The 13,233-nt window shown below is 63.5% G+C and carries 11 protein-coding genes, 2 tRNA genes and 1 pseudogene; 9 read left to right on the top strand and 5 right to left on the bottom strand.

Annotated features, from left to right (window positions below):
* Positions 1-2: 2 nt before the first annotated feature.
* On the bottom strand, positions 3-647 hold the full coding sequence (locus LW136_RS10175; protein ID WP_023446348.1) for a type II secretion system protein N: 645 nt from the start codon (positions 645-647) through the stop codon (positions 3-5).
* A 257-nt stretch (positions 648-904) separates the two neighbouring features.
* Between LW136_RS10175 and LW136_RS10180 the strand changes: the two genes are divergently transcribed.
* Both LW136_RS10180 and LW136_RS10185 read left to right on the top strand, forming a co-directional pair.
* Positions 905-980, top strand: a tRNA-Val gene (locus tag LW136_RS10180).
* 37 nt (positions 981-1,017) lie between these two features.
* A tRNA-Asp gene (locus LW136_RS10185) sits at positions 1,018-1,094 on the top strand.
* Positions 1,095-1,232: 138 nt separating this feature from the next.
* Here LW136_RS10185 and LW136_RS10190 read toward each other — a convergent pair.
* Positions 1,233-2,069 (bottom strand): annotated as a pseudogene (locus LW136_RS10190) (isocitrate lyase/PEP mutase family protein).
* Between the two features lie 358 nt (positions 2,070-2,427).
* Here LW136_RS10190 and LW136_RS10195 point away from each other — a divergent pair.
* Entirely contained in the window at positions 2,428-3,474 is a 1,047-nt protein-coding gene (locus LW136_RS10195; RefSeq protein ID WP_234175116.1) for a threonine aldolase family protein, read from the top strand.
* A 103-nt stretch (positions 3,475-3,577) separates the two neighbouring features.
* Here LW136_RS10195 and LW136_RS10200 read toward each other — a convergent pair whose 3' ends face one another.
* A complete protein-coding gene (locus LW136_RS10200) occupies positions 3,578-4,486 on the bottom strand; it encodes a LysR family transcriptional regulator (protein ID WP_234175117.1) in 909 nt (302 codons plus the stop codon).
* A 101-nt stretch (positions 4,487-4,587) separates the two neighbouring features.
* On the opposite strand from LW136_RS10200, the gene wrbA reads away from it, so the two are divergent.
* From wrbA to LW136_RS10215, 3 genes are all read left to right on the top strand, one after another.
* On the top strand, positions 4,588-5,214 hold the full coding sequence (wrbA, locus tag LW136_RS10205) for an NAD(P)H:quinone oxidoreductase (RefSeq protein ID WP_234175118.1): 627 nt from the start codon (positions 4,588-4,590) through the stop codon (positions 5,212-5,214).
* Positions 5,211-6,440 carry an MFS transporter gene (locus LW136_RS10210; RefSeq protein ID WP_234175119.1) on the top strand — a complete coding sequence of 410 codons (1,230 nt, stop codon included), beginning with the start codon at positions 5,211-5,213 and terminating at the stop codon, positions 6,438-6,440. Before wrbA ends, LW136_RS10210 begins: the two co-directional genes overlap by 4 nt.
* A gap of 283 nt (positions 6,441-6,723) precedes the next feature.
* Positions 6,724-8,859 carry a putative bifunctional diguanylate cyclase/phosphodiesterase gene (locus tag LW136_RS10215; RefSeq protein WP_234175120.1) on the top strand — a complete coding sequence of 712 codons (2,136 nt, stop codon included), beginning with the start codon at positions 6,724-6,726 and terminating at the stop codon, positions 8,857-8,859.
* Here the strand turns inward: LW136_RS10215 and LW136_RS10220 are convergent.
* Positions 8,856-9,185 (bottom strand): protealysin inhibitor emfourin, encoded by a 330-nt coding sequence (locus tag LW136_RS10220; RefSeq protein WP_234175121.1) that lies wholly within the window; start codon positions 9,183-9,185, stop codon positions 8,856-8,858. The two genes, LW136_RS10215 and LW136_RS10220, sit on opposite strands and share 4 nt — an antisense overlap.
* A gap of 9 nt (positions 9,186-9,194) precedes the next feature.
* Complete coding sequence (locus tag LW136_RS10225) at positions 9,195-10,238, bottom strand: M4 family metallopeptidase (RefSeq protein WP_234175122.1); 1,044 nt, start codon at positions 10,236-10,238, stop codon at positions 9,195-9,197.
* Between the two features lie 200 nt (positions 10,239-10,438).
* Between LW136_RS10225 and LW136_RS10230 the strand changes: the two genes are divergently transcribed.
* Genes LW136_RS10230 through LW136_RS10240 form a run of 3 tightly spaced genes read left to right on the top strand, consistent with a single transcriptional unit; the run spans position 10,439 to position 13,053 of the window.
* Positions 10,439-11,878, top strand: coding sequence for a cytochrome ubiquinol oxidase subunit I (locus LW136_RS10230; RefSeq protein WP_003301388.1), 1,440 nt, complete (start codon positions 10,439-10,441; stop codon positions 11,876-11,878).
* 3 nt (positions 11,879-11,881) lie between these two features.
* Positions 11,882-12,889: a cytochrome d ubiquinol oxidase subunit II gene (gene cydB / locus LW136_RS10235; protein ID WP_044315776.1), complete on the top strand. Its 1,008-nt coding sequence runs from the start codon at positions 11,882-11,884 to the stop codon at positions 12,887-12,889.
* Positions 12,889-13,053: a DUF2474 domain-containing protein gene (locus tag LW136_RS10240; RefSeq protein WP_023446339.1), complete on the top strand. Its 165-nt coding sequence runs from the start codon at positions 12,889-12,891 to the stop codon at positions 13,051-13,053. Before cydB ends, LW136_RS10240 begins: the two co-directional genes overlap by 1 nt.
* The last annotated feature ends 180 nt before the right edge of the window (positions 13,054-13,233 follow it).

Consider the following 13,233-nt stretch of genomic DNA (forward strand, 5'->3'; position numbering starts at 1 on the left):
GGTCAATTGTCTTCCGTGGGCTGATCGTTGGCGGGGGCGGCATCGGGTTGGTTGACGGCTTCTTCCAGCTGCTGACGCAAGGCGTCCATCTGCTGCTGCATCAGCTGCGTCTCCTCGTCCGGTGGCTCGGCATAGGGTGGTTGATCCTGATAGGGCGCTTCGGTCATCTCCTCGGGAATGTAGCTAGGCGAGCGTACCTGAGGAAAATGCAGCACTTCGACGGCGCCGTTGCGCGCCAGCTCCACGCGATCAGGGTAGACCTGATGCAGACTGACGCCACTGGCTAGCTCTTCGCCCTGCCAGTAGAGCCGTGGCGGCTGCCCGTCGACTTGAACAATGGCGCTGGAGCGCTGCGGATCCATGTGCACGAAGCTGCCGCGCAGGGTAAAACCGCTGGCAGCCGCGGTGGGCGCGTAGGAGTCAGAAGGGGCCGCCGAGCCGAACAGTATTTCCAGCCGCTGCATATCGGGCTGCCCCAGATTGCCGGCTTGTTGTTCATAGACGTCGGTGGGGGTAGGTGCGCGAGACAGGTTCATCCATTGCTCAATCTGCATCGCGAGGTAGAGCGCGAACACGCAGAGCAGCACGGTACTGATGATGAGTGGGACGTAGCGGCGGTAGTTGTCCAGTTTTCCCGGCAGTGGCAAGCGAAATACTCCGTGGCGCTTTTGTTGTTCGGTTCCCTAGTACGCGGGTTGCCTCTGTCAGGCGATACAGCACTTTTAGAACACTTTCGCGGACGCCGCAGCGAATTTACAGGTGCTCTTGGCGAATCGATGGTGCAGGACCAAGGTTACAAAGTGACGCGGCAGCTCCTGTTGACCACGGTTCCATAAAAAAAATTCAATGTTATTGTTGACTTAGCGTAGGGGGCTGAGTAAATTGCGCGCCTCGCAAGGCGATCGGCTGATTAGCTCAGCTGGGAGAGCACCTGCATCACACGCAGGGGGTCGGCGGTTCGATCCCGTCATCAGCCACCAACCTTTGTGAGATTTCGGACGAAAGTCCGGCCGACGCGCAGCGGTAGTTCAGTCGGTTAGAATACCGGCCTGTCACGCCGGGGGTCGCGGGTTCGAGTCCCGTCCGCTGCGCCATATCCCTCCACTTCCTTTAGAAGTGATGAGACAAGAGAAGCTGCCCAAGGGCAGCTTTTTTTGTGCCTGTCGAATGGCGATGTGATTGGTGAACCCTGCACTATCCAATCCCCATGGGCGACCCGTTTCGGCGGAATCCTACGGCCTCTCGCATTTGCCAAACAGCGCGTCGAGCTCCGCTCCAGAGGCCGCGTTGGCAAAACCATCGAATCGTCCATGCTCGGCGATGGACCGTGCCGCCTGCAGAAAACCGCCCCACGCCGCTCTGGCCAAGGCGCCGCCGACGCTGATGCGTCTGACGCCTAAGTCGGCGAGGTCCTGCACGGTCAGGTCGCTGTTCCAGCCAATCAGTACATTGACCGGCTTTGGCGAGACTGCCTCGATGACGGCGCTGATCTGCTCGCGGGTTCTCAGGCCTGGTGCATACAGGCAGTCGGCGCCTGCATCGGCATAGGCTTTCAGGCGTGCAAGGGTATCGTCGAGATCAGGCCGATCGACGAAGAAGTTCTCGGCGCGGCCGATCAGCAAGGTTTCACCTCCGGTAGCGTCGATCGCCTCACGCGCCGCGCACATCCGTTCGGTGGCCTCGGCAAGCTCGCGCAACGGCTCGCGTGGGTCACCTGTGGAGTCCTCGATGGAAATACCCGCGACGCCGGTTCCGACCGCCATGTGCACGCTTTCGGCCACGCCTTCGGGCGTATCGGCGTAGCCACTCTCGAAATCGGCGTTCACCGGCAGATGGGTGGCTTGGACCATATAGCGCATATGGGCCAGGACCTCGTCCCGCGGCATCTGTCCGTCGGCGCGGGCGCACGACCAGGCGTAGCCGGAGCTGGTCGTCGCCAGCGCCTTGAAACCGAGGCCTGCGAGGACGCTCGCACTGCCGGCATCTCAGGGGTTGGGCAGGACGAAGCAGCCCGCTTGGTGCAGCGCACGAAAAGCGGCACGTTTTTGCGACACACTGGGATGGACCATGAACCCTCCTGGTTGGTGAGATGGGTGGGGTACGACACTTTTCGATTCGCCGCAGTGCGTCGTCAAGACTAGATCGGATAGGGCGTGCCGTGGTTTTCAGAACATGCGCTGCAGGGTGCCACAGCGCTACTGAATTTCCCTGCGGGCGACCGTGACTATGCGCCGCCGTGATATCCGCGCTGGGCACCTCGCTGCGCTACGACGTTGCGTGAAGACTGAAGAGGGCGGATGTGATGACTGGCGGAGAGGGCATCGCCCGCACCTGCCCGTCTGACGTACCGTTTGCGCTCGCGTGTCCGGGCTTCTACAACGTAACGTGCAGCCACCAACCGCCCGGCAATGCCATAACGAGGATTTGATGACGACCGACAAGCAGCAATTTGCCAGCGACAACTATTCCGGCATCTGCCCTGAAGCCTGGGAAGCCATGGCGAGGGCGAACCAAGGCCACGACAGGGCGTACGGCGACGACCAATGGACAGCCCGCGCGGCTGATCACTTCCGCGCACTGTTCGAGACCGACTGCGAGGTGTTCTTCGCCTTCAACGGTACAGCGGCCAATTCCCTGGCGTTGTCGTCCCTTTGCCAGAGCTACCACAGCGTGATCTGCGCCGACATCGCCCACGTCGAGACGGACGAATGCGGCGCGCCGGAGTTCTTCTCCAACGGCTCCAAGCTGCTGCTCGGCAGGACCGAGCAGGGCAAGCTGACGCCTGCTGCCATTCGCGAGATCGCGCTGAAGCGCAAGGACATCCATTACCCCAAGCCACGCGTGGTCAGCCTGACCCAGGCCACGGAAGTCGGTACCGTCTACCAGCCCGCCGAGCTGCGTGCCATCAGCGACACCTGCAAGGACCTCGGGCTGCACCTGCACATGGACGGCGCGCGCTTCGCCAATGCCTGCGCTCACCTGGGCATGTCGCCCGCCGAACTGAGCTGGAAAGCCGGCGTCGATGTGCTCTGTTTCGGTGGCACCAAGAACGGTATGGCGGTCGGCGAGGCCATCCTGTTCTTCAATCGCGAACTGGCCACCGATTTCGAGTACCGCTGCAAGCAGGCTGGCCAGCTTGCCTCCAAGATGCGATTTCTGTCGGCACCGTGGGTCGGGCTTCTGGAAAACGGCGCGTGGCTGAGATACGCCGAACACGCCAACTGTTGTGCCCAGCTGCTGGCCGAGTTGATTCAACCGTTGCCTGGCGTCGAGTTGATGTTTCCGGTGCAGGCCAATGGCGTCTTCGTCAGCCTGCCGCCATCGGCACTGGAGACGCTCAAGAACCGCGGCTGGATGTTCTACACCTTCATCGGCGTCGGCGGTGCGCGCTTCATGTGCTCGTGGGACACCAGCGAAGCGCGGGTACGCCAGCTGGCCGATGATATACGCGCGGCCGTAACCGACGCCCTGTAGCTGCCGACGATGTGCCCGCTCGCGAGGTGGCCTCGGCAATACACGGGCAGCGGCTACTGAGCGCTGCTCATTTGGATAAGGTTGGACGAGCACTGTCGTGAGGCTAGATGCTGGCTTGCTCGAGCAAGGCGCGGCGGAACGCCTGTGCCACAGGCCCGAGTGGCTCATCCAGCCGGTGCGCCAGGTAGGCTTCGGATTGCACCTCGCTGTTCCTGCCAAGGTCGGGAATGGCGACGCGCGCCAGTCGCCCTGAAGCCAGATCCTCCTCAATCAGCCATGCCGGGAGCCGTCCCCAGCCGAGTCCGGCGCGAATCAGTGCGACCTTCGCTTCCTGGGTATTCACCCGACAGGTGAAGGGCGACAGAACGCCGAATGAGCGGCCCTCGGAGAGTGGCGTGGGATCGGCAAGTACGATCTGCAGATGGCCGGCGAGATCCGGCACGCCGAGTGGCGCACGGCTGCCGAGTTCGGCCAGCGGATGATCGCTGCGTACGACGGCAATCTGCGCAATCGAGCCAATCGCCTCCAGCGCCAGCCGGGGATTGCGAAAATCCTCGCCGACGATGATCGCGAGCGTGCAGCGACTCTCATCCAGTGCTGCGATGGGGCCGCCCAGGGCCTGTGACTCCAGGCGAAAGCTGGTGGAAGGAAATTCGACGCTGGCCCGGGTAATGGCGAGCGCCACCGATTCGATCGGAAACAGCGTATCCACCACCAGGGTCAGTTCCAGCTCGACACCCGCACCCAGCGCCCGCGCCCGAGCACGCATGGCATCGGCGCGCAGCAGGATGTCGCGTGCGTGGGCCAGCAGTGCCTGACCTTCCTGAGTGAGGACGGGGCGGTAGCCGCTGCGATCGAACAGCTGCAGGCCCAGCTCTGTCTCCAGGTTCGCGATGGCATGGCTGATGGCCGATTGCACGCGTAGCAGCCGTGCCGCGCCGGATCGAAAGCTGCCGCTGTCGGCCACAGTTACAAACGTACGAATCTGATCCAGTGTCATGCCATCGAGCATGATCTGCTCCATAGATCGAGTTGATCGAAATTTAATCACTCTGCGAGAGCGTTTTTAGTCATTAGCCTGGCTCCAGTCAATGCCATCGGAGGACTGCAGCAATGACGAACGTACTGGTGCTCTATTACTCATCCTATGGGCATGTCGAAGCACTTGCCCATGCCGTCGCCGAGGGCGCACGCGAAGCGGGCGCGTTGGCAGACGTCAAACGGGTGCCCGAACTCATTCCGCAAGAGGTCGCGCGGAACGCGGGGTACAAGATGGTCCAGCCCGCGGATACGGCGACCGTGGCGGAACTGCCGAACTACGACGCCATCGTGATCGGCACGCCGACGCGTTTCGGCAACATGGCCGCGCAGATGAAGAACTTCCTCGATCGATGTGGCGGGCTATGGGCCGAGGACCGGCTGGTCGGCAAGGTGGGCAGCGTGTTCACCTCGACCGGCAGCCAGCACGGGGGCCAGGAGAGCACGATTCTGGCGACGCACACCGTACTGCTTCATCTGGGGATGGTTGTGGTCGGGCTGCCGTACAGCTTCAAGGGGCAGCTGCGGATGGATGCCATAACCGGTGGCACGCCCTATGGCGCCTCGACACTGGCCGATGACGGCAGCGGCGGTGACCGCCAGCCGAGCGAAAATGAACTGCAGGGCGCCCGTTACCAGGGCTGGCACGTCGCTCGCGTGGCCGCCGCACTCGCCGCCAATCCGGTCGGGGTGCCTGAATGAATGCCGCCCGGCAGCTCCGCGCGAGGCTGGTCGTCTGGGTCGTGCTCGGCTGCGGAGTCGTGGCGGCTCTGCACTTGGGTAAGGCTGCCATTGCCACACCGTTGCTACAGGCGGACCTTGGGGTCGATCTCGCCGGAGCCGGCTGGCTGACCGGCATATTCGCGGTGCTCGGCTTGCTCGGGGGAGCGGCGGCCGGTGCGGTGGTGGCGGCAGTCGGAGATCGGCGGGCCCTGCTGTTGGGGCTCGGGGTAACCGCGGTTGCCGGCGTCGCGGGCGCCGCCGCGCCGTCATTCGCGCTGCTGCTGATTTCCCGGCTGCTGGAAGGACTCGGATTCCTGCTCATCATCGTCGCCGGGCCGGCGATTCTGGAACGGTTGACGACCGGCGCTGCGCGGGACAGCGCCTTCTCGCTGTGGAGTTGCTTCATGCCGAGCGGTATGGCGCTGGCCATGGTCGCCGGGCCGCTGTTCCAGACATGGCAGGGGTTGTGGTGGACGGGTTCGGCGGTGGCGGTAATCGCCGCGGTGGCGGTGGGCTGCTGTATACCCGCTGGCGTTTCGTCTGGCATGCCCGGACGGCTACTGGGAAATATTCGGCGCGTGCTGTTTTCCCGAGCCAGCGTTTTGCTGGCGGTTGGTTTCGCGCTGTACAGCCTGATGTTCTTCGCCCTGTTCAGCTTTCTGCCGGTTCTGCTGATGGAGCGTATGGATATCTCATATCGAAGTGCGGGGCTGTTGAGCGCACTGGCCAGTGTGGTCAATGTCAGCGGCAACCTTGCTGCTGGCTATCTGCTCACGCGCGGCGCCGGGCGTGGTTCGCTGATCCTGTTTGCCAGCGGCGTTATGGGTGCGTCCGGGATAGGCATATTCCTGGGCTGGTTCGAACCGCAGGCGACCTTCCTGCTGTGCCTGCTGTTTTCAGCCGTGGGTGGGTTGATTCCGGCCACGCTGCTGGCATCCGCACCGTTGGCTGCGCGGGAGACCTTCCTCGTTCCAATTGCGGTCGGCCTGATGATGCAGGGCAGCAACCTGGGACAACTGCTGGGCCCGGTAGTGGTCGGCGGCGTGACCGCGGCTTTCGGTTGGAACGCCGCCGGCCCGGTCGTGTTGCTTGCGGCGCTGGCCGCTGGCGTGACTGCGCTTCTTTTGCCAGCAGCACTGCAGCGCAGCGAGCCGGCGAAGGAGGGTAGCCCTGAGCGTTCCAGAAGCGGCGACGTCCAGTGCTGATCCGATGCGTGCCGAGCCGCGCTTGGATAGCAGGCACCATGGCAGAACAGGATGAGGCGATCCGGTGCCCTGAAAAGGGGCTCGGCTGTGACCGGTTCGTCACAATATGGTGCGCGGTTCCGGGCTGGAGGAAGGACGAGGGCTCGATCAGTGGCCATGTGCCATCCATGGAGCGTTTCTTGCTGCGCATCGGTTTTCTGCCTTTCCTGCAGACCTCCGGGCGACAGCCTCAGCATTGTCGCGGCTCCGGGTCATGCAGGATCAACACTTCAAGCCCAGATCAATGACCCAAGAACTTTCTGCCAGAACCAACCGCCGGAGCAGTCTGCTCACCTGTGAGGTGCTGGACCGCTCGCGTGTGCTCGACACGCTGGTCAACAACCTCGAAGGCATGGCCTACCGCTGCCGCAACGACGCGCCTTGGACGATGATCTTCGTCAGTCAGGGCTCGCAAGGCTTGTGCGGCTACAGTGCTGCGGATCTGGTCGACGACAACGGCATCTCATGGGACCGGATCACCCATCCGGATGACCGGCTTCGCGTCCGCCGCTGCATCGATAATGCTGTCGCCGGAAGGGGGCGATTCACCGTGCATTACCGGATCCGCACCGCCGCGGGGAACCTCAAATGGGTCATCGAGCGCGGCGTCGCGGTGCCCGATGAGCAGGGCGAGATCGTGGTGGAGGGCTTCATTGAGGACATCACCGCCCAGAAGGCCGTGCTCGAAGCGCTGGAACAGGCCGAACTGCGTTATCGCAGCATCTTCGAGAACGCTTCGGAGGGCATTTTCCAGTCCACCCGCGATGGCCGCTATCTGGCCGCCAATCCTGCGTTGGCGCGCATTTACGGATACGACAGTGCGTCCGAGCTGGTGGCCGATCTCGCTGACATAGAGCGTCGCCTGTACGTCGAGGGTGGGCGTCGCGAAGTGTTCTGCCAGCTGATGGAGCAGCAGGGCGAGGTGCTCAACTTCGAGTCCGAGGTCTATCGGCGCGACGGCACACGCATCTGGATATCCGAGAACGCGCACGTGGTGCGAGGCGCCAGCGGCGAGTTCATCTGCTACGAAGGCACCGTGCAGGACATCTCCGAGCGCAAGCATTATCAGCAGCAGCTCGAACGTCAGGCCAACCATGATCTGCTGACCGGCCTGCCCAATCGCATCCTGCTCAACGACCGCATCGAGCAGGGCCTGGCCCGTGCGGCTCGCCTGGGCTACTACCTGACGCTGGTATTCATCGACCTGGACAACTTCAAGTTCATCAACGACGGCCTCGGGCATGTCGCTGGTGACGAGCTGCTCAAGAGTATTGCGGCGCGGCTGGCCGGTAGCCTGCGCAGCTCCGACACCGTGGCGCGGGTCGGTGGGGATGAATTCGTGCTGGTGCTCAGTGATCACTACCGCATCAGCACAGTGATCTCGCTATTGGAGCGTGTGCTGAACGAAATCCGCCGGCCGGTCATGCTCGCCGGTCGCGAGTTTCAGGTCGGCGCCAGCCTGGGTGTGGCGATGTTCCCCGACGACGGCGAGGATGCGCAAAGCTTGCTCAAACACGCCGATATCGCCATGTACGCGGCGAAGAAGCGTGGGCGCAACAATTTCCAGTTCTTCACCCACGATCTCAACCGGATCGCCGATGAGCGTCTGAATCTCGAGGCCGCCATGCGCGTGGCGCTGGAGCGCAACGAGTTGTCGGTGCACTACCAGCCGAAGGTCGATGCGACGCGGCGGATTGTCGGTGTCGAGGCGCTGGCGCGTTGGACCCACGCGGAGCTGGGGGTGATAGGGCCGGATCGTTTCATCCCGGTGGCCGAAGAGAGCGAGCTGATCATGCCGCTGACCCTGGCCATCCTGCGCCGCGCCTTCACCGATGCTCGGCAGTGGAACGAGGGGCGTGCCACGCCGCTGCTGATTGCGGTGAACCTGTCGCCGCTGCTGTTTCTTGGCGACGATGTGGTCGAACGCATCCTCGTGGTGCTCGACGAAATAGGGCTGCCGCCGACCCAAGTGGAACTAGAAATCACCGAAACGGTATTCCTCGGAGACGGCACCCGCGCGGTTTCCATCCTGGCCGAGTTCAAGGCGCGGGGCTTTCGCTTGGCGATGGACGATTTCGGTACCGGCTACTCGGCGCTCAGCTATCTGCGGCGTTTTCCGCTAGACATCATCAAGATCGATCGATCGCTGGTCACCGGGCTCGAACAGGAGGAGGAGGTGGCGATGATCGCCCGTGCCGCCATTTCGCTGGGCAAGAGACTGCACAAGACGGTGGTGGCCGAAGGGGTCGAGAACGCCGCGCAGTTCGATTTCCTGCGTCGCAACGGTTGCGACGAGTTCCAGGGCTACCTGCTCTCACGCCCGCTGCCGGCGGCGCAGATCACCGCATTGCTTGCGGACGGCGGCGTGATCCGCTTCTAGCTGTCGCCGGGGATGGCGCCGTTCTGCCAGAGCTGCATCAGTTCCTGTGGCGCTCGGTCCTCGGCGATCTGCAGGATCAGTTCGGCGTCGGTGTCCTCGCGTCGGTAGTGCAGTTCGACCCGGAAGAAGCGCTGATCGCCGGCACCGACGTTCTTGCTGGCGACCGGCAGGCAGCGTTCGACCACCGAGCAGAGGCCGCGGCGCTGTTCGGCATCGTAGTCGGCGAATTCGATCTGACGGGGTCGCGCCAGGCCTGGCGCCGCGACGAAACCGCCCTGGCGCGATACGCGCAACGATGTTTCCGGTCCCAGTACTGGCATCTTCATCCTGCCTCCTCAGCGCAGGGCTACGCCCACTGACGTCCAGGCTTCATACAGCGCCTGAACCTGAGGCGACTGGCGACCGAACAGCTGCGCCGCGTGGTTCAGCGTCACACCGGCGAAGGTTGCGAAGTCCGCATCATTGGGCAGTTGTGGATCACAGATGGTGGCGTACCAGATTCGTCCGGCCTGCTCCCAGGCGTAACCACCCAGCGCCATGGCCGCGAGGTAGAAGGCGCGGTTGGGAATGCCGGAGTTGAGGTGTACGCCACCGTTGTCGTCGCGGGTCTCGATGAAGTCGCGCATGTGCGCAGGCTGCGGGTCGCGGCCGAGCAGCGGATCGTCGTAGGCGCTGCCCGGGTTGGCCATGGAACGCAGGGCGACGCCGTTGACCTTGTCGGTCAGCAGCTCGGCGCCGACCAGCCAGTCGGCCTCCGCCGCGGTCTGGCCGAGCGCATGCTGTTTGGTCAGCCCGCCGAACACGTCCGACACTGATTCGTTGAGCGCTCCTGGCTGGTTGAAATAGACCAGCCCGGCTTCGCTCTCGATCAGGCCGTGGGTCAGTTCGTGGGCGACCACGTCCAGCGAGCGGGTGAAGCGCTGGAACAGCTCACCGTCGCCATCGCCGAACACCATCTGCTCGCCGTTCCAGAAGGCGTTCTCGTAGCCCTGGCCGTAGTGCACGGTGCCGATCAACGGCATCCCCAGGTCATCGATCGAGTCGCGCTGGAAAACCTGCCAGAAGAATGTGTAGGTCGCGCCGAGCGCGTCGTAGGCTTCGTCCACCGCGGCGTCGCCGGAGGCCGGCTGACCTTCGCGACGTCGCAGGGTGCCCGGCAGCTGCATCTGCTGCTCGGCGTCATGGATTCGTCGTTGTGCGTGGCCGGGCGTGCGCAGCTCGCCAAGCTCGGCGATGGCTGTGGGTCGTGGCGGGCCGGGGTTGGGCAGCAGGCTCTGCACGTGGTGCAACGTCTGTTGAGCGCAGCCGCGCTGGTAGGGCGAGCCGCGGTCGATGATGCGGTCGAGAATATATGGCGGGATGAAGGTGTGAATCGGCACCGGCGGTACTCCAAGGCTGACGCGGCTACGACCAGCATAGACCGCTGGAGCGCGATGGATCGACCGCCGATCCAGAGGGCGCGACGAGATGGCGCGGCATACGCGGCGCACCCTTGGCGCGTTCTGCTGTCACTTGTGCTGGACCCCGTTTTTACCGTCATAGACGACGCGGGCGCTCATTTGACGAGGAGTTGTTGCCCATGTTCGGATTGGAAGCACTAGAGCTGGCGCGCGTCCAGTTCGCTTTCACCATCACCTTTCACATCATCTTCCCGGCGATCACCATCGGGCTCGCCAGCTTTCTCGCCGTGCTCGAGGGGCTCTGGCTGAAGACCCGGCAGGAGGTCTATCGCGACCTCTATCACTTCTGGCTGAAGATATTCGCGGTCAATTTCGGCATGGGTGTGGTGTCGGGAATCGTCATGGCGTACCAGTTTGGCACCAACTGGAGTGCCTACTCCGAGTTCGCCGGCAGTGTCACCGGGCCGCTGCTGGCCTATGAGGTGCTGACCGCGTTCTTCCTGGAGGCGGGTTTCCTCGGGGTCATGCTGTTCGGCTGGAATCGGGTCGGCGAACGCCTGCATTTCTTTTCCACGCTCATGGTGGCCGTGGGCACGCTGATCTCAACCTTCTGGATTCTGGCGTCCAACAGCTGGATGCACACGCCGCAGGGGCACGAGATCATCGACGGCATCGTGGTGCCGGTGGACTGGCTGGCGATCATCTTCAACCCGTCGTTCCCTTATCGACTGGCGCACATGGCGGTCGCCGCGTTCCTCGCCACGGCGTTCTTCGTCGGCGCGTCGGCGGCCTGGCAGCTGTTGCGCGGCAAGGACAACCCGGCGATCCGCAAGATGCTCTCGATGGCCATGTGGATGGCCCTCCTGGTGGCACCGGTGCAGGCGGTGATCGGTGATTTTCATGGGCTGAACACCCTCGAATATCAGCCGGCGAAGATCGCCGCGATGGAAGGGCACTGGGACAACTCCGAAGGCGGGCCGACGCCGCTGTTGCTGTTCGGCTGGCCGGACATGGAGGCCGAGGAAACGCGCTACAAGATCGAGATTCCCTATCTCGCCAGCCTGATCCTCAATCACAGCCTGACCGAACCGATTCCGGCGCTGAAGGACTTCCCGCCCGAGGACCGGCCGAACTCGACGATCGTGTTCTGGACGTTTCGCATCATGGTCGCGCTCGGCCTGCTTATGATCGTCACCGGTATCTGGAGTCTGCTGTTGCGGCGGGGCGACCGGATGTACAGCTCACGCGCGTTCCTGCGGCTGGTGTTGCTGATGGGGCCTTCCGGGCTGATCGCCATCTTGGCTGGCTGGTACACCACCGAGATCGGGCGTCAGCCCTGGGTGATATATGGCCTGATGCGCACCGCCGATGCCGTATCCAATCACGGTGCCGGCCAGCTGGGGCTCACTCTGGCGATGTTCGTGGTCGTCTACTTCGCCGTGTTCGGGGTGGGCATGGTGTACGTCCTGCGCCTGGTGCGCAAGGGCCCGGTGATCAGCGAAGGGCGCGAGAAAGGTACCGGTGGGCCCGGCGAGGCGCGCACGCCGATGCGACCGATCTCCGCGGCGGACGAAGCCCTTCCCGAGGGACAAAGCGATCAACTGGGCGAGAGGAACTGAGCCATGGGTATCGATCTTTCACTGATCTGGGCGGTGATCATCATCTTCGGCATCATGATGTACGTGGTGATGGACGGTTTCGATCTCGGCGTCGGCATCCTCTTTCCCTTCGTGCAGGACGCCTCGGAGCGCGACGTTATGATGAACACCGTCGCGCCGATCTGGGACGGCAACGAGACCTGGCTGGTACTCGGCGGTGCCGGGCTGTTCGCCGCGTTTCCGCTGGCCTATTCGGTGGTGCTGTCCGCGCTGTATCTGCCGATCATCTTCATGCTGATGGGGCTGATCTTCCGCGGCGTGGCGTTCGAGTTCCGCTTCAAGGTCGTTCGTGAGCGGCAGCACGTCTGGGATAAGGCGTTCATCGGCGGATCGTTGGTGGCGACGTTTTTTCAGGGCGTGGTGCTCGGCGCGTTCATCAGCGGGTTGCCGGTAGAGGGCAGGGCCTACGCAGGCGGTGCGCTGGACTGGCTGACCCCCTTCTCGTTGTTCTGTGGCCTGGCGCTGATCGTTGCCTATGCGCTGCTCGGCTGTACCTGGCTGATGATGCGCACCGCCGGCGACCTGCAACGGCGCATGCACGACATCGGCATTCCGCTGGTGTGGGCGGTGCTGGTGGTTACCGGCATCGTCAGCCTGTGGACGCCGCTGACCCATCCGGATATCGCCGAGCGCTGGTTCAGCATGCCCAACCTGCTGTATTTCATGCCGGTTCCGGTGCTGGTGCTGCTCTGCGCGTTCGGACTGCTGCGCTCGATTCAGCGCTACGCCAACTACACGCCATTCCTGCTGACGCTGGCGCTGATCTTCCTCGGCTATAGCGGTCTGGGCATCAGCCTCTGGCCAAACATCATTCCGCCGTCGGTGAGCATTTGGGAGGCGGCCGCACCGCCTCAGAGTCAGGGCTTCACCCTGGTCGGAGCACTGCTCATTCTGCCGCTGATCCTGATGTACACGGCCTGGAGCTACTACGTGTTCCGCGGCAAGGTCAGTGCCGAGGATGGGTATCACTGATGGCTGATCTGGATAACAAGCCGCCTGCACAGCCTGAGCAGCGGCCGCTCTGGCAGCGCATGAGCTGGCTGGTGCTGATCTGGAGTGGAAGCGTGCTGGCGCTCGGCATCGTTGCCTGGCTGCTGCGTCTGGCCATGAATGCGGCGGGCCTGTCTTCACCCTGAAGGCGCGCCCCGCTTTGGGGCGTGCCGCTCGCGCATGCCCCGTGATCTGGCCGCGGGCGGGACTCGAAGCACGTCACGATTCCTTCATTTGCCGGTTGTAGCCTGCTGGCATGAACCTTGATGCACAGACAGGCATCAGGCCTTGGGCAACCGCAGACAATTGAGGAATCTAGCGATGGA

This window comes from Stutzerimonas kunmingensis, assembly GCF_021432085.1.
Taxonomy (GTDB): domain Bacteria; phylum Pseudomonadota; class Gammaproteobacteria; order Pseudomonadales; family Pseudomonadaceae; genus Stutzerimonas.